Below are 17,788 nucleotides of genomic sequence, written 5' to 3' on the forward strand. Positions count from 1 at the left end.
CGGGCTGAAGCGGGTCTCCCCCTCGCCGTACCCGGCTTTACGAAACGTTGACCCCGAAGTCTAGAGCGATGCCCCGCAGTCCCGACGCGTACCCCTGTCCTACGGCACGGAACTTCCATTCTTGCTGGTAGCGGTATACCTCGCCGAAGATCATGGCGGTTTCGGTGGAGGCGTCCTCGCTCAGGTCGTACCGGGCGAGTTCTTGACCGTCCGCCTGGTTGACAACCCTGATGAAGGCGTTGCTGACCTGGCCGAAGGTCTGGCCGCGGTCGTCGGCCGCGTGGATCGAGACCGGGAAGACAATCTTGTCGCAGTTCGCCGGGACTTTGGACAGGTCGATCAGTAGGGACTCGTCGTCGCCGTCACCCTCACCGGTGAGGTTGTCGCCGGTGTGCTCGACGGAGCCGTCCGGGCTCTTGAGCTGGTTGTAGAAAATGAACCATTCGTCCGAGAGCACTCGTCCGTTGCTGCACACCAGCGCGCTGGCGTCGAGGTCGAAGGGGGCTCCGGTGGTGGAACGCGCGTCCCAGCCGAGTCCGACCATCACCTGAGTGAGGTTCGGCGCGGCCTTGGACAGGGAGACATTTCCTCCCTTGGCGAGCGTGACGCCCATGATGCTGGTCCTCCCCTGGTGGTGCCTTTTTTGTTGTCCTGCGCGTCCGGCGCCGCACGCAAACCGTGCGGCGCCGGACGGGGCAGCGGTCGGACGGGCCGACTCAGACGTTGACGCCGAAGTCCTGCGCGATGCCGCGCAGGCCGGAGGCGTAACCCTGGCCGATGGCGCGGAACTTCCACTCCGCACCGTGCCGGTACAGCTCGCCGAAGACCATGGCGGTCTCGGTCGAGGCGTCCTCGCTGAGGTCGTAGCGCGCGATCTCGGCGCCGCCGGCCTGGTTCACCACGCGGATGAAGGCGTTGCGCACCTGGCCGAAGGACTGCTGGCGGTTCTCCGCGTCGTAGATCGAGACCGGGAAGGTGATCTTCTCGATCTCGGCCGGGACGGTGGCGAGGTTGATCTTGATCTGCTCGTCGTCGCCCTCGCCCTCACCGGTGGTGTTGTCGCCGGTGTGCTCGACCGAGCCGTCGGGGCTCTTCAGGTTGTTGAAGAAGATGAAGTGCTGGTCGTTGGCGACCTTGCCGGTGTTGTTCAGCAGCAGCGCACTCGCGTCCAGGTCGAAGTCGGTGCCGGTCGTGGTGCGGATGTCCCACCCCAGACCGACGATGACCGCGGTCAGGCCAGGGGCCTCCTTGGTCAGCGATACGTTGCCGCCCTTGCTGAGGCTGACTCCCACGAGTCCCTCCATTGTGTCCGGGGGCGGGAAGCCCCGTGGTGCGTTGGTATCGGATCAAACGAGTCGATCCTAGTGACGGGTTCCCGTGGACCGCAGGTCCCCGGTCCGAAGAATCGCAGGTTGTGTGGCAATCGGGCGGGCCCGGGCCGCCCCCGCAAGGCCCTGCCGGCCCCGCGAAGTCCTGCCCACCCCACGACGCCGGGCACGGCCGGCGAAGTCCTGCCCACCCCGCGACGCCCCGCCCGCCCCGCGACGCCGGGCACGGCTGCCTAGAGCGCGTCGAGCGCCCTGACGTACTCGTCGAGGTCCCGGGCGTCCGGGAGGCCGTTGACGATCGTGCGGCGCACCAGGCCCTCCTGGTCGACGACGAAGGTGCCGCGCACCGCGCAGCCCTTGCGCTCGTCGAACACGCCGTACGCGCGCGAGGCCTCGCCGTGCGGCCAGAAGTCACTGAGCAGCGGGAACTCCAGGCCCTCCTGCTCGGCGAAGACGCGCAGGGTGTGGATGGAGTCGTTGGAGACGGCGAGTACCTGGGTGTCGCGGCCGACGAACCTGGGGAGGTTGTCGCGGACCTCGCGCAGCTCACCGGTGCAGACGCCGGTGAAGGCGAACGGATAGAAGATCAGGACGACGTTCTTCTCGCCGCGGAAGTCGGACAGACGCACGGTCGCGCCGTGGTTGTCCCTGAGCTCGAAGTCGGGGGCCTTGTCGCCGGCCTGGATCGCCATACGTCCGTCCCTTCGAGGGGCTGTTCGGATGACGACCACCCTACGAGGCGGCCGGCCGCCGGAGCGATCGCAGGGAACCGGCGGACGGGCCGAGCGCATCTCGGCCCGTCCGGTGTGCGACGACGAAGGCCGTTCAGGCCGGAACGGGGAGCCAGGGGCAGCGCCTCCAGTTGGTCCACCGTGGCCGACGGCGGGTCATCGCTTGGACTTCGCCCCCTTGGGCGTCGCCAGCCGCGACCCACTCCAGTCCTTGCCCACGCTGACGCTCTTGGCGGCGGTCAGCCCTGCCGTCGTCGCGGCTTCCGAGATGTCGCTCGGCTCCACGTACCCGGTACGGCCGGTCTTCGGCGTCAGCAGCAGGATCGCGCCACCCTCCTCGATGTACGTGGTGGCGTCCACCAGCGCATCGGTCAGGTCGCCGTCCTCGTCACGGAACCAGAGCACCACGGCATCGGCAACGTCGTCGTAGTCCTCGTCCATCAGGTCACTGCCGATGACGGATTCAATGGCCTCGCGGAGCTCCTGGTCGACGTCGTCGTCGAAGCCGATCTCCTGGACCACCTGCTCGGGCTGGAACCCCAGCCTGACGGCAGGGTTCGTCCGCTCCTCCGCGTGGTCCGCGGTCGCGCTCACGGGTTGCCTCCTGATCATGTCTTTGGGTATGTCTCAGCCACGCGCGTGCGCGAGGCGTTGGCCGTAGTCCACACGGGCGGGACGGATCGCGCAAGTACCCGGCGTTTCAGACCGCCGAAACGGTGACGATCCCGGCCGTGTCGCCGCAACTCCTGGCACTACCTCCTGAACGAACGTGACGCACACCACACCCTTCTGCCCGGTATGGGCGTTTGGGAACCCTCTTCGGATACGAGACTCGAATGAGTTTTCCATACTGATCGAGTGGACCGAGTGTGCCGGTTACCTATCGGTAGAGGTGACGTACGGGCGCCCGAGGTACACGATGGGGAGCGGTGCAGACCCTAGGCAAAACGGCCCTCTGACAGGTAAGGAACAGCGTGGCTTCCGGATCCGATCGCAACCCGATCATCATTGGCGGCCTTCCGAGTCAGGTTCCTGACTTCGATCCCGAGGAAACCAAGGAGTGGCTCGACTCCCTGGACGCCGCCATCGACGAGCGCGGCCGTGAGCGCGCCCGTTACCTCATGCTCCGGCTGATCGAGCGGGCACGCGAGAAGCGTGTGGCCGTGCCGGAGATGCGCAGCACGGACTACGTCAACACGATCGCGACCAGGGACGAGCCGTTCTTCCCCGGCAACGAGGAGATCGAGCGGAAGATCCTCAACGCGACGCGGTGGAACGCGGCGGTGATGGTGTCGCGCGCGCAGCGGCCCGGCATCGGCGTCGGCGGTCACATCGCCACGTTCGCGTCCTCGGCCTCTCTCTACGACGTCGGCTTCAACCACTTCTTCCGCGGCAAGGACGAGGGGGACGGCGGCGACCAGGTCTTCTTCCAGGGCCACGCCTCACCCGGCATCTACGCGCGCGCGTTCCTGCTCGACCGGCTCAGCGAGCAGCACCTGGACGGCTTCCGCCAGGAGAAGTCGAAGGCGCCCCACGGACTGTCGTCGTATCCGCATCCGCGGCTGATGCCGGACTTCTGGGAGTTCCCGACGGTGTCGATGGGGCTCGGCCCGATCGGCGCGATCTACCAGGCGCGGATGAACCGCTACATGCACGCGCGCGGGATCGCGGACACCTCGAAGTCGCATGTGTGGGCGTTCCTCGGCGACGGCGAGATGGACGAGCCGGAGTCGCTGGGCCAGCTGACCATCGCCGCGCGCGAGAACCTCGACAACCTCACCTTCGTGGTCAACTGCAACCTCCAGCGGCTGGACGGTCCGGTACGCGGCAACGGCAAGGTGATCCAGGAGCTGGAGTCGGTCTTCCGCGGCGCCGGCTGGAACGTGATCAAGCTGGTCTGGGACCGCTCCTGGGACCCGCTGCTCGCGCAGGACCGGGACGGTCTGCTGGTCAACCGGATGAACACCACGCCGGACGGCCAGTACCAGACGTACGCCACCGAGTCCGGCGCGTACATCCGTGACCACTTCTTCGGTGACGACCAGCGGCTGCGGGCGATGGTCGAGGGCATGAGCGACGACCAGATCCTGCATCTGGGGCGTGGTGGTCACGACCACAAGAAGATCTTCGCGGCGTTCTCGGCGGCCAAGGAGCACACCGGCCAGCCGACGGTGATCCTGGCGAAGACCATCAAGGGCTGGACGCTCGGTCCCAACTTCGAGGGCCGCAACGCCACGCACCAGATGAAGAAGCTGACGGTCGACGACCTCAAGGGCTTCCGGGACCGACTGCATCTGCCCATTTCCGACCAGGAGTTGGAGGGCGGCGCTCCGCCGTACTACCACCCGGGGCGGGACTCGGAGGAGATCCAGTACATGCACGACCGCCGCAAGGGGCTCGGCGGTTACGTCCCGACGCGTGTCGTACGGTCGAAGCCGCTGGAGCTGCCGGGCGACAAGACATACGCGACTGTGAAGAAGGGCTCGGGTCATCAGCAGATCGCCACGACCATGGCGTTTGTACGGCTACTGAAGGACCTCATGCGGGACAAGGAGATCGGCAAGCGTTTTGTGCTGATCGCGCCGGACGAGTACCGCACGTTCGGCATGGACTCGTTCTTCCCGAGTGCGAAGATCTACAACCCGCTTGGCCAGCAGTACGAGTCCGTGGACCGCGATCTGCTGCTCGCGTACAAGGAGTCGCCGACCGGGCAGATGCTGCACGACGGCATCTCGGAGGCCGGCTGTACGGCGTCGCTGATCGCGGCGGGTTCGGCGTACGCCACCCACGGCGAACCGCTGATCCCGGTCTACGTCTTCTACTCGATGTTCGGATTCCAGCGCACCGGCGACCAGTTCTGGCAGATGTCCGACCAGTTGGCACGTGGATTTGTACTGGGCGCGACCGCTGGACGTACGACTCTGACCGGTGAGGGGTTGCAGCACGCAGACGGCCACTCACAGCTGCTCGCGTCGACCAACCCGGGCTGTGTGGCGTACGACCCGGCGTACTCGTACGAGATCGCGCACATCGTGCAGGACGGGCTGCGGCGGATGTACGGCCCGGACAGTGAGGACGTCTTCTACTACCTCACCGTCTACAACGAGCCGATCCAGCACCCGGCCGAGCCGGACGACGTGGACGTCGAGGGCATCGTCAGGGGTGTGCACCGCATCGCGGCCGGCACCTCGGGCACGATCCCGGCGCAGATCCTGGCGTCCGGTGTCGCCGTGCCGTGGGCCGTGGAGGCACAGCGGATCCTCGCCGAGGAGTGGAACGTCAGGGCGGACGTCTGGTCGGCGACCTCCTGGAACGAGCTGCGGCGCGAGGCGGTGGACTGCGAGCGGCACAATCTGCTGCACCCCGAGGAGGAGCAGCGCGTGCCGTGGGTGACGCGCAAACTGAGCGGCGCCGAGGGGCCGTTCGTGGCGGTGTCCGACTGGATGCGGTCGGTGCCGGACCAGATCGCGCGGTGGGTGCCGGGGACGTACCAGTCGCTCGGCGCGGACGGGTTCGGCTTCGCCGACACCCGGGGCGCTGCCCGCCGCTTCTTCCACATCGACGCGCAGTCGATCGTCCTGGGCGTACTGACGGAACTGGCCCGCGAGGGGAAGGTGGACCGGTCCGCGCTGAAGCAGGCCGTCGACCGGTATCAGCTGCTGGACGTGTCGGCGGCCGATCCGGGTACGGCGGGCGGCGACGCGTAGACCGGACCAACCGGTGAAGGGCGGTGGGACTCGTTCCCACCGCCCTTCACACGTTCCTTACGATGCCGGGCATGGACGGGATGGACGGCATACGGGACGGCGGGCTCGCCGTTGGGCGGCGGTCGGCGCAGGCGCGCTGGGAGGAGCGCAGCCAACGGCCGCTGCTCGCGCTGGCGGTGGTCTTCGCGGTCGCCTACGCGGTGCCGATAGTCAACGAGTCCGCCGGCCGGACCGTGACCTTCGCGTGCGCGGTGACCGAGTGGGCGGTGTGGGCGGCGTTCGCCGCGGACTACGTGGTGCGGCTGTTCCTCACCGACGACCGCAAGACGTTCGTACGGCAGCACTGGCTCGACCTGTGTGCGGTGCTGCTGCCGCTGATCCAGCCGTTGCGGTTGCTGCGGGTCGTGTCGACGCTGCTGCTGGTGGGGCGGCGGGCGCGGATGGCCTCGCAGATACGGCTGACCACGTATGTGGTGGGTGCGGTGGTGGGGTTGCTGATGTTCGGGTCGCTGGCGGTGCTGTCCGTGGAGCGGGAGTCGCCGGACGGGAACATCCGCACGCTGGGGGACGCGGTGTGGTGGTCGTTCACGACGATGACGACCGTGGGGTACGGGGATCATGCGCCTACCACCGGGGTGGGGCGGTTGCTGGCGGTGGGGTTGATGCTGTCCGGGATCGCGTTGCTGGGTGTGGTGACGGCGAACATCGCGGCGTGGTTCATTGCCCGGTTCGAGCGGGACGATGTGGTGGAGCGGCGGCAGACGGAGGCGATCGTGGCGCTCACGGAGGAGGTACGGGCGCTGCGTGCCGAGGTTGCTTCGCTGTCCGAGCGGTCGTTGCGCGATTAGGCGGGCGCCGGCTGAAGCGCCCTTGGGGGCGCGGGGAACTGCGCGACCGGCCCCACTCGGCCGCGCCCGAAATCGAACCGTGGATCGGGGCTGGGCTGGGGGGCGTTGCGCAACCCGGCGTGGGCGGGGTGCCGCTGCGCCCACCCGTGCCGCCCTGCGGCACGCCTGCCCGCAGCTACGGCCCGCAGCTGCGGCAAAGGAGCGGCACGGCTGCCCGCAGCTACGGCAAGGGAGCGGGTCCGCGCCCGGGTGGCCGGTGGGCGGCGGCGCGCCGTCCCCCTCCGGCGGCGCGGCGCACGTGCCGGAGGAACATGCCGGGCGCGGACCTGGGCCCACTGTTGCGCGCGGCACGCAAGGGGTGGGCGGGATCCCGGGAGCATCACCCGGACGGGTGAGTCCCGGGGTATCCCGCCACCGGCGCCAGCCGCCGGGCACCCGGCACCCGGCACCCGGCACCTAGATGTGCCCCACTCCCGCACCAGCCTCCGCGTTCTCACCGCGCTTGGTGAGGAAGGCGACCGCGATGGCGACCGCGGCAACCCCCGCCGCGACCAGCGACGCCAGGCTCATGCCGGAGATGAAGGTGTCGTGGGCAACGTCCGTGATCTTCGCGGCGACCTCCGCCGGCGTGCCCTCGGCGACCGGCGCGACACCGACCTGGACCGCCTCGGAGGCCTGGGCCTGCTGCTCGGGCGAGAGCGGCGGAAGGCCCGCGCTCGCCCAGTTGCCCGCGAGGTCGCTGTCGACCTTGGAGGCCATGACGGCGCCCAGCACCGCCGTACCGAGGCTGCCGCCGATCTGCATCGCGGCCTGCTGGAGACCGCCGGCGACACCGGAGAGCTCCATCGGCGCGTTGCCGACGATGACCTCGGTGGCGCCGACCATGACCGGCGCGAGGCCGAGGCCGAGCAGCGCGAACCAGACCGACATGATGCCGCTGCCGGTGTCCGTCTCCAGGGTGGACATTCCGAACATGGCGACGGCGGTGAGGGCCATACCGCCCGCCAGCGGGAGCCGCGGGCCGACCTTGGTGATGGCGAGGCCCGCGAGCGGGGAGCCGACGATCATCATGCCGGTGAGCGGGAGCAGGTGCAGACCGGCGTCGATCGGGCTCATGCCGTGCACGTTCTGGAGGTAGAACGTCACGAAGAACAGGCCGCCCAGGAACGCGATGGCCATGAGGACCATCAGGACCACACCGGCGGAGAGCGGGACCGAGCGGAACAGCGCCAGCGGGATCAGCGGTTCCTTGACCCGCTGTTCCCAGACCGCGAACAGCCCGAAGCCCACCAGCGAGACGACGATGAACAGCCAGGTCTGGCCCGAACCCCAGCCCCACTCGGGGGCCTTGATGAGCGCCCAGACGAGACAGAACATCGCGCCGGAGAGCAGGCCGATGCCCAGCAGGTCGAAGGAGCGCGGGGCGTTCTCGGCACGGTGGTCGACCAGCATCACGATGCCGAGGACGGCGGCGATGATGCCGACCGGCACGTTGATGAAGAACACCGACTGCCAGTTGACGTGCTCGACGAGGACACCGCCGAGGATCGGGCCGCCGGCGGTGGAGGCACCGATGACCATGCCCCAGATGCCGATCGCCATGTTGAGCTTCTCGGCCGGGAAGGTGGCCCGCAGCAGGCCCAGCGCGGCCGGCATGAGCAGCGCGCCGAACAGGCCCTGGAGGACACGGAAGGCGATGACCGTGCCGATGCTGCTGGACAGGCCGATGGCGCCGGACGCGGCGGCGAAGCCGACGACGCCGATGAGGAAGGTCTGGCGGTGGCCGAAGCGGTCACCGAGCTTGCCGGCCGTGATCAGGGCGACGGCGAGCGCGAGGAAGTAGGAGTTGGTGATCCACTGGACCTGGGCGAACGTGGCGCCGAGGTCGGAGGCGATCGCCGGGTTGGCGATGGCCACGATGGTGCCGTCGAGGGCCACCATCATGACCCCGACGGCGACGGTTATGAGGGTGAACCAGGGATGGCCGCGCAGCCCCTTGGCCGGCGCCGAGGACGACGGGGGTGTTGGTGCCTTGTCCCCCGGCCCCGTCGTGTCGATGGTGGTCTGACTAGTCATGGGTCCGAGGCTAATGACAGCCGCTGACAGTTGACAAACCAATTCACTAGTCGGTAACTGTCACGTCACTCGTACATAGCCTGAACTGGTAGGACAGTTCGCGGGAGGGACCTGATGGAGACGCTGGACAGCACGGCCGGCAGCACGACCCGGCCGGGGCTGCGGGAACGCAAGAAGCAACGTACCCGCGACGAACTGCTGCGGGCCGCCTTCGAACTGTTCGTCTCCCAGGGCTACGAGGCCACCACGGTCGACGCGATCACCGAGACCGTCGGTGTCTCGCAGCGCACGTTCTTCCGTTACTTCGCCGGCAAGGAGGAGGCCGCCCTCGCCGTGCAGGTGCTGACGGAGGAGCACTTCTTCGAGGCCGTACGGGCGCGCCCGGCGCACGAGCCGCCGCTGGAGGCGATGCGCCTGGCGGTGCTGGAGGGCTGGGACACCATCAGTGAGGCGATCCAGTCCGCCGTGTCGATCGAGCAGTATCTGCGGATGTACCGGGTGATCGAGTCGACGCCGGTGCTGCTGGCCGCGTATCTGCGAAGGGCCGCGGAGACGGAGGAGCGGTTCGTACGGCTGATCGCCGAGCGTGAGGGCCTCGACGCGGACACCGATCCGCGTCCGCGGGTGGCGGTGGCGCTGTTCGGCGGGGTGATGCGGGCCATCGAGCGGATGTGGGGCACCGGCGAGGACCACAGTGTGGAGGCCATGCACGCGCTCACCGCGCGCTACCTCGACCAGCTGGGACCGGCGCTCGCGGGGAACTGGCGTACGGGCTGAGACGTTCGCCGCATTTCCCAAACGTGATACCAGTCACTCGGTTCACGCGAGACCGTCTCGTTCTCCTAGTGTGTCCTCCCAGTGACTTCCTTCGACACCTCCCCGACACTCAATGTCTGGCGCGCGTTGCTCGCGCTGGCCGTGGTTTTCGTGATGCTCGCGACCACCGGCTGGACCGCCCTGCGCAGCCAGCGGGACCACACACCGCTCCAGGTCTCGCTGTCCGCGTGGGAGCACGGCCGCCTCGACGGGCACAGGCTGCCCGACCCGCACGCGACCCCCGCCAGACTCGCCGCCTTCTTCGCCACGCTCAGCGAAGCCCAGCGCGGCCTGCTCGCCCACCGCTACCCGCTCGCCGTCGGCAACATGAACGGCGCGCCGGTCGACCTGCGCTACGAGGCGAATCGCATCGCCCTCGGCCAGGCCCGCTCCCTCGAGCTGAAACGGATGCACGACAGCCGGCTCACCCCGGGCGGGCAGCACGAGGCGGGCCGCCGTATGCACCGCCTCGAATCGCTGATGACCCCCGGGCGGCACATCCTCGCCTTCGACCCGGAGGGCTCGGGACGGATCGCGGAGGTCTTCGGCGACCTGCCGGAGGCCGAGCGGATCTCCGTCGTGGTGCCCGGCGTCGACACCGACCTGCTCACCTTCCAGCGCACCGCCCGCAAGTACTCGGCACCGGCCGGCATGGCCGAGTCGCTGTACGACGCCGAGCGCGACGCGCGCCCCGGTACGCGTACGGCGGTGATCGCCTGGGCCGACTACACGGCGCCCGGCGGTATCGGCATGGACGCGGCCACGGTGACGCGCGCGTCGCAGGGCGCGATCCGGCTGGACGCGCTGGTGCGGGCGCTGCCCGGCAAAGCGCCGGTCTCGCTGTTCTGCCACAGCTACGGCTCGGTGGTGTGCGGGGTCGCCGCGCGGATGCTGCCGGACCGGGTCACCGACATAGCGGTGGCCGGAAGCCCCGGGATGCGGGCCGCGAAGGCCTCGCACCTGCACACGTCGGCCCGGGTGTGGGCGATGCGGGACGCCGACGACTGGATCCAGGACGTGCCCTATCTGGAGCTCGGTGGTCTCGGCCACGGGGCCGATCCGATGTCCGGCGCGTTCGGCGCGCGGCGGCTGTCGGCGGGCGGGGCGAAGGGACACGCCGGGTACTTCGAACCCGGCAGGGAGAGTCTGCGCAACTTCGCCGAGATCGGGGTAGGCGCGTATCGCTCGGTGGACTGTGCCGACGATGCCGGCGCGTGCCGGGATGATTTGTCCGTAGACGCGATGGCGGGACGCGCGTAGAAACGTAGAAACTGCGGTTTGCGCCGGGAGGGGACGGAGGAGCTCATGCCGCATACGATGAGCCGCATGGGTGACGTACTGGCCGGATTTCATGCTGCCTGGGAGTTCGAGTCCGACTCCGTTGTCATCCGCTACGAACGGGGGATACGCACACCCAGGCTCTTCCAGGCACTGGGTGAGCGTCGGGTGCCGCTGTCGGCCCTGGAGGGCGTGACCCTCTCCCCCGGTCGGCGCGGAACGGTCGTACTGCGCCTGGAGCCGCGGCCCGGCGCCGATCCGCTGATGGAGGCGGCCGCGGGTCAGCTCAAGGAGGGCAGCGACCCGTACCGGCTGGTGCTGCCGGCCGAGCGCGAGACGCTCGCGGAGTACTACGCCGACGAACTGCGGCCCCTGCTGACCGAGTCCGGGCCGGCCGAACGTCATCTGGTGGCCGCGCCCGAGGTGCCGCTGTCCTTCAAGGCGTACGACGCGAAGGCGTCCTTCGACGGCAGGACGGTGGCGTTCCGGTGGTTCTGGACGGGCGCGTCCTCCGCCAAGTGGAAGGCCGGCGACCAGAGTTTCCGGGTCGAGGACCTCGTGGGTGTGGAGTGGCGGTCGGCCGAGGTGTTCGAGGGGCATCTGCGGCTGCTGCGGCGCGATGCGGGGGAATCGGTCGTGCAGGCCGATCAGGATCCGGCGGCGGTGGTGTTCGGGCTGGGGTACGGGCCCGTGCATGAGTCCTTGCCGTTCGCGGCGGCCGTGCTGGACGCTGTGCGCTCGGCGGGAGGTGGAGTGCCCGCGGTTGCCGTGGGGCGGCGGGATCCTGCGGATGTCGCCGAGCGGATTCGGCATCTTGGGGAGCTTCATCAGGCGGGGCTGGTTACTGACGAGGAGTTCTCCGTCAAGAAGGCCGAGTTGCTCGCGGAGTTGTAGGGGGCGGAGATCATTGCCGGGTGCGGGCACCCGGCAATGATCTGTAGCCCTACTCCCTGCCTGCTGAGCTGAAGGTCATGTCCTTGTAGCGGGCGCCTGTGACCTTGGCGGCGATGTCGTTCAGGATCGCGACCTCGTCGTCCTTGAGGGTGATGCGGGTGGCCGCGGTGTTCTCCTCGGCCCTTGTGGGCTTGCTGGTGCCCGGGATCGGGACCACCGGGAGGCCGTGGACGGCGGACTGCTGCTGGACCCAGGCGAGGGCGATCTGGCCGAGGGTGGCGTCGTGGGCCGCGGCGACCGTGCGGACCGGCTCGAGGAGGGCGGCGTTCGCGGCCGCGTTGTCGCCGGTGAAGCGGGGCTGCTGGCGACGGAAGTCGTCGTCGCCGAGTTCCGTGTCGGCGTTCACGAACGAGCCGGTGAGGAAGCCGCGGCCCAGCGGGGAGTACGCCACGAGGGCCACGCCCAGTTCCGCGGCGGCCGGCACGACCTGGGCCTCGATGTCCCGGCTGAACAGGGACCACTCCGACTGCACGGCCGCGATCGGGTGCACGGCGTGCGCCGCGCGCAGCTCGGCCGCGGTGACCTCGCTGAGCCCCAGGTGCTTGACCTTGCCCTCGCGGACCAGGTCGGCCATGGTGGCGACGGTCTCCTCGATCGGCACGCTCACGTCGCGCCGGTGCATGTAGTAGAGATCGACGGCCTCGATGCCGAGACGCCTGAGGCTGCCCTCGATGGCCTGGCGGATATAGGGCTCGTCGTTGCGGATGACCCGTCGGGTCGGGTCGTCCGGCGGAATCGAGAGGCCGAACTTGGTGGCGACGACCACCTCGTCGCGGTGGGCCCTGACGAACGGCGACAGGAGCCGCTCGTTGTCGCCGGCGCCGTATGCCTCCGCCGTGTCGAAGAGTGTGACGCCCAGTTCCAGGGCCCGCTCCAGGGTCGCCCGGGAAGTGTCGGTGTCGGCCGGGCCGTAGGCGAAACTCATGCCCATGCAGCCGAGGCCCTGTACGCCGACCTCGGGGCCGGTCTCGCCCAGTCGTGCCGTCCGGATCCTGCTGCCGTTGGTCATCGTGCCCTCTCCGCTTCGTAGACGCGTCCGGCGTCCGAGTAGAAACTGATCTTCCGGTCGAGCACCGCCAGGGTGTCGCGGAGCTCGGCGATCCGCTCCAGCACGTCCCTGCGGGTGGCCTCAAGGAGCTCGTGGCGCGCGCCGTAGGTCGTCTCGCCCTCGCGCACCAGCTCGGCGTACCTGACCATGTCGGCGACCGGCATGCCGGTCAGCCGCAGCTTTCCGACGAGGTCGAGCCAGTCCAGGTCGCGGTTGGTGTAGCGGCGCTGGCCGGTGTGGGAGCGGTCGATGTGGGACATCAGGCCGATCCGCTCGTACCAGCGCAGCGTGTGCGCCGACAGGCCGGTGAAGGCGACGACCTCGCTGATCGTGTAGTGGTCCTGACCGTCGGGACGTGGATGGCGCCGGGGAGGGGCGGAACAGACGTCCGTCGGACTGGGGGCTTCCTCGGCTTCCGTCGCGGTCAAGGCCGTCGTGTGCAGCACCGTCATGCCTTCCACGCTATGGCCTTGGAGTGCACTCCAAGCAAGTGGAGCCGGAGAGAAAACGGGAGACGTGGCGAGATCGCTGTTACTAACGTACGGATCATGAGTGACGTACGACGTGCTGTGCCCGAGGACGCGGGCGAGGTGCTCCGGCTGCGCCAGGTGATGATCGACTCGTTGTTCGAGTCCGACCCCTCCACGGTGTGGCACACCGAGTCGGAGCCGACGCTGCGGGCGCGGCTGGCCGATCCGCACGGGGACTTCGTGGCCTTTGTGGTCGACCATCCGGAGCGGCCGGGGGCGCTGGCCTCGCTGGTGGCCGGGACCATCGAGTACCGGATCGGACGGGCCGGGAATCCGCGCGGGTCGATCGGTTTTGTGTTCAGCGTGGCGACGGATCCGGGGGCGCGGCGGCGCGGGTACGCGCGGGCGGGTATGGAGGCGCTGCTGGGGTGGTTCCGGGAGCGGGAGGTCGGGGTGGTGCAGCTGACCGCGTCCGCGGAGGCGCAGCCGCTGTACGTGTCGCTGGGGTTCCGGCCCAAGCCCGACCCCTTGATGGAGCTGGCTCTCTGAGCCGCATAGGCTCGGCGGCATGTCGCTGAAGAGCCTCGAACTGATCGAGAACTGGCCGGTTCCGCACGCCGCCGCGGGCGTTGTGCGGGCCGACGGCACGGTCCTGGGTACGCACGGTCCGACGGACCGGGTGTTTCCGCTGGCGTCGGTCACCAAGCCGATCGCCGCGTACGCCGTGCTGGTCGCGTACGAGGAGGGGGCCGTCGAGCTGGACGAGCCGGCGGGGCCGGACGGGTCGACCGTGCGGCATCTGCTGGCGCACACCTCGGGGCTGGCGTTCGACGAGCACCGGGTGACGGGGGCGCCCGGGGAGCGGCGGCTGTACTCGAACGCCGGGTTCGAGCAGCTCGGGGACCATGTGGCCAAGGCGGCGGACATGCCGTTCGGCGAGTATGTGCGGCAGGCGGTGCTGGAGCCGCTCGGGATGACGTCCACGGTGCTTGCCGGGTCGCCGGCGAAGGACGGGGTGTCGAGCGTGGGGGATCTGCTGCGGTTCGTGGCGGAGGTGCAGGCGCCTCGGTTGCTGGATGCGCGGACTGTGGCTGCGGCGATGTCCGTGCAGTTCGGGGGGACGAAGGGGGTGCTTCCCGGGTACGGGCATCAGAACCCGAACGACTGGGGGCTGGGGTTCGAGATCCGGGATTCGAAGTCCCCGCACTGGACGGGGGCCGGGTCTTCGCCCCGCACCTTCGGTCACTTCGGGCAGTCGGGCACGTTTCTGTGGGTCGACCCTGATGCGGGGGTCGGGTGTGTCGCACTGACGGACCGCGCGTTCGGCCCCTGGGCCGTAGAGGCATGGCCACCACTCACGGACGCGGTACTTGCGGAGGTACGCGGCTGAACGCCGGTGGAGGCTGTGGCGGGGGGCGTTGCGCAGCCCGGCGCGACGGGGTGCCGCCGCGCCCACCCGTGCCGCCCTGCGGCACGCCTGCCCGCGGCTACGCGGGGCAGGGGCGCGGGGAACTGCGCGATCAGCCCCCACCGGACCCGCGGGCGGCGGGTTACCTCATTTCCCAGATGAGTAGTTCTGTTGGCGTGACGCCGACTGCTTCCAGGTCCCGCGCGTTCGTGACGCGGGCCGCGTCCCCCGGGCCCAGCTTGGCCGCGGCGACAGCCGCCTCGCCCCGCACCACGTGGACGTAGACATGCCCCGCGTCCGGGACGGCGGTCCGCTCGCCGGGGCCAAGGCGCCGGACGTGCAGCATCGCACCCGCCTCGGGGACCGCGTACGGCGTCGCGTCGGCGATCCCGTGGACCGTCTCGTACATCGGCGTGCCGCCCGGCACCAGCGGTGCCAGCCACATCTGGACGAAGGTCAGCGGAACCGCACCCGCGTTGCGCTCCACGTGCCGCACACCCGACGCCGCGCTCAGCCGCTGCACGTCCCCGGCGCGCACCACCGTCTCGTGGCCCGTCGAGTCCCGGTGGGTGAGTTCCCCCTCGGCCACCCAGGTCACGATCTCCGTATGGCTGTGCGGGTGTTCGTCGAACCCGGCGCCCGGAAGCAGCCGCTCCTCGTTGCAGGCGATCAGCGCGCCGAAGCGGAGGTTGTCCGGGTCGTAGTGCGGGCCGAAGGAGAAGGCGTGCCGGGACTCGATGCCGGCCCCCGGTTCACCCCCGGAATAGCGCTCTTCGGCTCGCCGTACGTCCATCACGCAGACCACCGTAGACCCCGGTCGAGACCCGGCGACGCGCGCCGCCGTCCCGATAAGGCAGTCTTGTCCCGTGCCCGAACCCGAAACCCATGGCAACAAAGTCCCCGCGCGCGAAGCCCACTCGCACGCCGCGACCCTGAAGCGGCTGGAGAAATCCTCCGGAAGCCTCGCCGCACAGGCCATCGCGAGGATGGACGAGACCCTGCCGTGGTACCGGGCGATGCCCCCGGAGAACCGCTCCTGGATCGGGCTGGTCGCGCAGGCGGGTATCGCCGCGTTCACCGAGTGGTTCCGGCACCCGGACGCCCCGCAGGCCATCTCCACGGACGTCTTCGGGACCGCGCCGCGCGAGCTGACCAGGGCAATCACCCTGCGGCAGACCGTGGAGATGGTGCGGACGACCATCGAGGTCATGGAGTCCGCCATCGACGAGGTGGCGGCGCCCGGCGACGAGAGCGTGCTGCGCGAGGCACTGCTCGTCTACGCCCGCGAGATCGCCTTCGCCACCGCACAGGTGTACGCACAGGCCGCCGAGGCACGCGGTGCCTGGGACGCCCGCCTGGAGTCGCTCGTGGTGAACGCGGTGCTGAGCGGGGAGGCCGACGAGGGCGCCGTGTCACGGGCCGCCGCGCTGGGCTGGAACTCCCCCGAGCATGTGTGCGTGGTGCTGGGCACGGCACCCGACGGTGACTCCGAGCTGACGGTGGAGGCCATCCGGCGGGCGGCCCGGCACGCGAAACTCCAGGTGCTGACCGGTGTGCTCGGCAACCGGCTGGTGGTGATCGCGGGCGGCAGCGACAACCCGCTGGCCGTCGCGAAGTCGTTGATCGGGCCGTACGCGGCCGGTCCCGTGGTGGCCGGCCCCGTGGTGCCCGATCTGCTGGCCGGAACCCGCTCCGCGCAGGCCGCCGCGGCGGGCCTCAAGGCGTGTTCTGCCTGGCAGGACGCCCCGCGGCCGGTGCTCGCCGACGATCTGCTGCCGGAGCGCGCGATGGCCGGTGACCCCGGCGCGCGTGAGCAACTGGTGGAGGAGATCTACAGACCGTTGGAGGAAGCCGGGTCCGCGCTTCTGGAGACGCTCTCCGTCTATCTCGAACAGGCGAGCAGTCTGGAGGGTGCGGCGCGCATGTTGTTCGTCCACCCCAACACCGTGCGCTACCGGCTTCGACGTGTGACTGACGTCACCGGTTGGTCGCCGTCGGATGTACGTTCGGCGTTCACTTTGCGCATCGCGCTGATCCTGGGGCGTCTGGCCGACGGGGATCCCCAGTCCTAGCCTTTTGTCGGGGGCCCACAAAACCCCCTCTTGTTCTTCGTCCCTGTCCCCACGGGCGGCCAGGCCCGTCCCCAAGAGAGAGTGTGAGAGTGCTCGTACTCGTCGCTCCCGGCCAAGGCGCTCAGGCGCCCGGCTTCCTGACCCCCTGGCTCGAACTGCCCGGCGCCGCCGACCGTGTCGCGGCCTGGTCGGACGCCATTGGCCTCGACCTCGCCCACTACGGTACGCAGGCCGGCGCGGACGAGATCCGTGACACCGCCGTGGCCCAGCCGCTGCTGGTCGCGGCCGGTCTGCTGTCCGCCGCGGCACTCGGTGACATCTCGCCGGGCGCGGTCGCCGGTCACAGCGTCGGCGAGATCACCGCCGCCGCCTTCGCCGGTGTCCTCGACGACACCGCCGCGCTGACCCTCGTCCGCAAGCGGGGTCTGGCCATGGCCGACGCCGCCACGGTGACGGCGACCGGCATGTCGGCGCTGCTCGGCGGTGACCCGGAGGTCTCCGTCGCGCACCTGGAGAAGCTCGGCCTGACCGCGGCGAACGTCAACGGCGCCGGCCAGATCGTCGCCGCGGGCACGCTGGAGCAGCTCGCAGCCCTCAGCGAGGACAAGCCCGAGGGCGTCCGCAAGGTCGTCGCGCTGAAGGTGGCCGGCGCCTTCCACACCCGGCACATGGCCCCGGCCGTCGACGCGCTCGCGAAGGCCGCCGCCGACCTGACCCCGGCCGACCCCCGGATCCCGTACGTCTCCAACAAGGACGGGCAGACCGTCGCCACCGGCGCCGAGATCCTTCAGCGCCTGGTCGGCCAGGTCGCCAACCCGGTCCGCTGGGACCGGTGCATGGAGACCTTCAAGGAGCTCGGCGTCACCGCGCTCCTGGAGGTCTGCCCCGGCGGCACGCTGACCGGCCTCGCCAAGCGCGCACTGCCCGGCGTGAAGACGCTGGCCCTCAAGACCCCGGACGACCTCGACGCGGCCCGCGAGCTCATCTCCGCCGTGCCTGATTCTGCTGCCGGCGCAGCGGGCGCCAACGCCTGAAGAAGGAGCCGTACGAAC

At 69.8% G+C, this 17,788-nt stretch carries 17 protein-coding genes; 9 read left to right on the forward strand and 8 right to left on the reverse strand.

The window, feature by feature from the left end:
- Positions 1–37 precede the first annotated feature (37 nt).
- The 4 genes from ACIQAC_RS03335 to ACIQAC_RS03350 all read right to left on the reverse strand — a co-directional run bounded on the left by ACIQAC_RS03335 (position 38) and on the right by ACIQAC_RS03350 (position 2,653).
- The gene (locus ACIQAC_RS03335; protein WP_402186476.1) at positions 38–613 is read right to left on the reverse strand and encodes a TerD family protein; all 576 of its coding nucleotides are present in this window, start codon (positions 611–613) and stop codon (positions 38–40) included.
- 103 nt (positions 614–716) lie between these two features.
- The gene (locus ACIQAC_RS03340) at positions 717–1,292 is read right to left on the reverse strand and encodes a calcium homeostasis/redox stress adaptation protein (RefSeq protein WP_402186478.1); all 576 of its coding nucleotides are present in this window, start codon (positions 1,290–1,292) and stop codon (positions 717–719) included.
- Positions 1,293–1,561: 269 nt separating this feature from the next.
- Complete coding sequence (locus ACIQAC_RS03345; RefSeq protein WP_402186479.1) at positions 1,562–2,020, reverse strand: peroxiredoxin; 459 nt, start codon at positions 2,018–2,020, stop codon at positions 1,562–1,564.
- A 195-nt stretch (positions 2,021–2,215) separates the two neighbouring features.
- Positions 2,216–2,653 carry a DUF3052 domain-containing protein gene (locus tag ACIQAC_RS03350; RefSeq protein WP_402186481.1) on the reverse strand — a complete coding sequence of 146 codons (438 nt, stop codon included), beginning with the start codon at positions 2,651–2,653 and terminating at the stop codon, positions 2,216–2,218.
- A 380-nt stretch (positions 2,654–3,033) separates the two neighbouring features.
- Here ACIQAC_RS03350 and aceE point away from each other — a divergent pair, with 380 nt between their 5' ends.
- Together aceE and ACIQAC_RS03360 are read left to right on the forward strand one after the other, a co-directional pair.
- A complete protein-coding gene (gene aceE / locus ACIQAC_RS03355) occupies positions 3,034–5,766 on the forward strand; it encodes a pyruvate dehydrogenase (acetyl-transferring), homodimeric type (RefSeq protein WP_402186483.1) in 2,733 nt (910 codons plus the stop codon).
- Between the two features lie 71 nt (positions 5,767–5,837).
- Complete coding sequence (locus ACIQAC_RS03360) at positions 5,838–6,614, forward strand: potassium channel family protein (protein ID WP_402186484.1); 777 nt, start codon at positions 5,838–5,840, stop codon at positions 6,612–6,614.
- Positions 6,615–7,070: 456 nt separating this feature from the next.
- On the opposite strand, the gene ACIQAC_RS03365 is transcribed toward ACIQAC_RS03360, so the two are convergent.
- Positions 7,071–8,690 carry an MFS transporter gene (locus ACIQAC_RS03365; RefSeq protein ID WP_402186486.1) on the reverse strand — a complete coding sequence of 540 codons (1,620 nt, stop codon included), beginning with the start codon at positions 8,688–8,690 and terminating at the stop codon, positions 7,071–7,073.
- A 114-nt stretch (positions 8,691–8,804) separates the two neighbouring features.
- On the opposite strand from ACIQAC_RS03365, the gene ACIQAC_RS03370 reads away from it, so the two are divergent.
- The 3 genes from ACIQAC_RS03370 (at position 8,805) to ACIQAC_RS03380 (ending at position 11,678) form a co-directional block, all read left to right on the forward strand.
- Complete coding sequence (locus tag ACIQAC_RS03370; RefSeq protein ID WP_402186488.1) at positions 8,805–9,467, forward strand: TetR/AcrR family transcriptional regulator; 663 nt, start codon at positions 8,805–8,807, stop codon at positions 9,465–9,467.
- An 81-nt stretch (positions 9,468–9,548) separates the two neighbouring features.
- Positions 9,549–10,766 carry an alpha/beta hydrolase gene (locus ACIQAC_RS03375; protein WP_402186490.1) on the forward strand — a complete coding sequence of 406 codons (1,218 nt, stop codon included), beginning with the start codon at positions 9,549–9,551 and terminating at the stop codon, positions 10,764–10,766.
- A gap of 66 nt (positions 10,767–10,832) precedes the next feature.
- Positions 10,833–11,678: a DUF4429 domain-containing protein gene (locus tag ACIQAC_RS03380; protein WP_402186491.1), complete on the forward strand. Its 846-nt coding sequence runs from the start codon at positions 10,833–10,835 to the stop codon at positions 11,676–11,678.
- Positions 11,679–11,727: 49 nt separating this feature from the next.
- Here the strand turns inward: ACIQAC_RS03380 and ACIQAC_RS03385 are convergent, their stop codons facing one another.
- Positions 11,728–12,747, reverse strand: coding sequence for an aldo/keto reductase (locus ACIQAC_RS03385; protein ID WP_402186492.1), 1,020 nt, complete (start codon positions 12,745–12,747; stop codon positions 11,728–11,730).
- On the reverse strand, positions 12,744–13,238 hold the full coding sequence (locus ACIQAC_RS03390) for a MerR family transcriptional regulator (protein ID WP_402186493.1): 495 nt from the start codon (positions 13,236–13,238) through the stop codon (positions 12,744–12,746). Before ACIQAC_RS03390 ends, ACIQAC_RS03385 begins: the two co-directional genes overlap by 4 nt.
- 96 nt (positions 13,239–13,334) lie before the next feature.
- On the opposite strand from ACIQAC_RS03390, the gene ACIQAC_RS03395 reads away from it, so the two are divergent.
- Together ACIQAC_RS03395 and ACIQAC_RS03400 are read left to right on the forward strand one after the other, a co-directional pair.
- Positions 13,335–13,805 (forward strand): GNAT family N-acetyltransferase, encoded by a 471-nt coding sequence (locus ACIQAC_RS03395; protein ID WP_402186494.1) that lies wholly within the window; start codon positions 13,335–13,337, stop codon positions 13,803–13,805.
- A 19-nt stretch (positions 13,806–13,824) separates the two neighbouring features.
- Positions 13,825–14,646 carry a serine hydrolase domain-containing protein gene (locus tag ACIQAC_RS03400; protein ID WP_402186496.1) on the forward strand — a complete coding sequence of 274 codons (822 nt, stop codon included), beginning with the start codon at positions 13,825–13,827 and terminating at the stop codon, positions 14,644–14,646.
- A 160-nt stretch (positions 14,647–14,806) separates the two neighbouring features.
- Here the strand turns inward: ACIQAC_RS03400 and ACIQAC_RS03405 are convergent, their stop codons facing one another.
- Complete coding sequence (locus ACIQAC_RS03405; RefSeq protein ID WP_402186498.1) at positions 14,807–15,457, reverse strand: pirin family protein; 651 nt, start codon at positions 15,455–15,457, stop codon at positions 14,807–14,809.
- Positions 15,458–15,530: 73 nt separating this feature from the next.
- Between ACIQAC_RS03405 and fasR the strand changes: the two genes are divergently transcribed.
- Complete coding sequence (fasR, locus tag ACIQAC_RS03410; RefSeq protein ID WP_402186500.1) at positions 15,531–16,736, forward strand: fatty acid biosynthesis transcriptional regulator FasR; 1,206 nt, start codon at positions 15,531–15,533, stop codon at positions 16,734–16,736.
- 89 nt (positions 16,737–16,825) lie between these two features.
- Positions 16,826–17,770, forward strand: coding sequence for an ACP S-malonyltransferase (locus ACIQAC_RS03415; RefSeq protein ID WP_402186502.1), 945 nt, complete (start codon positions 16,826–16,828; stop codon positions 17,768–17,770).
- The last annotated feature ends 18 nt before the right edge of the window (positions 17,771–17,788 follow it).

The sequence above is a fragment of the Streptomyces sp. NPDC088387 genome, from assembly GCF_044753385.1.
Classification (GTDB): domain Bacteria; phylum Actinomycetota; class Actinomycetes; order Streptomycetales; family Streptomycetaceae; genus Streptomyces.

Excerpts from the sequence above, each read along its gene's own strand:
- ACIQAC_RS03400 (WP_402186496.1), top strand. The coding sequence starts at position 13,825 with ATGTCGCTGAAGAGCCTCGAACTGATCGAGAACTGGCCGGTTCCGCAC.
- ACIQAC_RS03390 (WP_402186493.1), bottom strand. The coding sequence starts at position 13,238 with ATGACGGTGCTGCACACGACGGCCTTGACCGCGACGGAAGCCGAGGAA.
- ACIQAC_RS03365 (WP_402186486.1), bottom strand. The coding sequence starts at position 8,690 with ATGACTAGTCAGACCACCATCGACACGACGGGGCCGGGGGACAAGGCA.
- ACIQAC_RS03360 (WP_402186484.1), top strand. The coding sequence starts at position 5,838 with ATGGACGGGATGGACGGCATACGGGACGGCGGGCTCGCCGTTGGGCGG.
- ACIQAC_RS03380 (WP_402186491.1), top strand. The coding sequence starts at position 10,833 with ATGGGTGACGTACTGGCCGGATTTCATGCTGCCTGGGAGTTCGAGTCC.
- ACIQAC_RS03370 (WP_402186488.1), top strand. The coding sequence starts at position 8,805 with ATGGAGACGCTGGACAGCACGGCCGGCAGCACGACCCGGCCGGGGCTG.
- ACIQAC_RS03405 (WP_402186498.1), bottom strand. The coding sequence starts at position 15,457 with ATGGACGTACGGCGAGCCGAAGAGCGCTATTCCGGGGGTGAACCGGGG.
- ACIQAC_RS03395 (WP_402186494.1), top strand. The coding sequence starts at position 13,335 with ATGAGTGACGTACGACGTGCTGTGCCCGAGGACGCGGGCGAGGTGCTC.
- ACIQAC_RS03345 (WP_402186479.1), bottom strand. The coding sequence starts at position 2,020 with ATGGCGATCCAGGCCGGCGACAAGGCCCCCGACTTCGAGCTCAGGGAC.
- ACIQAC_RS03335 (WP_402186476.1), bottom strand. The coding sequence starts at position 613 with ATGGGCGTCACGCTCGCCAAGGGAGGAAATGTCTCCCTGTCCAAGGCC.
- ACIQAC_RS03385 (WP_402186492.1), bottom strand. The coding sequence starts at position 12,747 with ATGACCAACGGCAGCAGGATCCGGACGGCACGACTGGGCGAGACCGGC.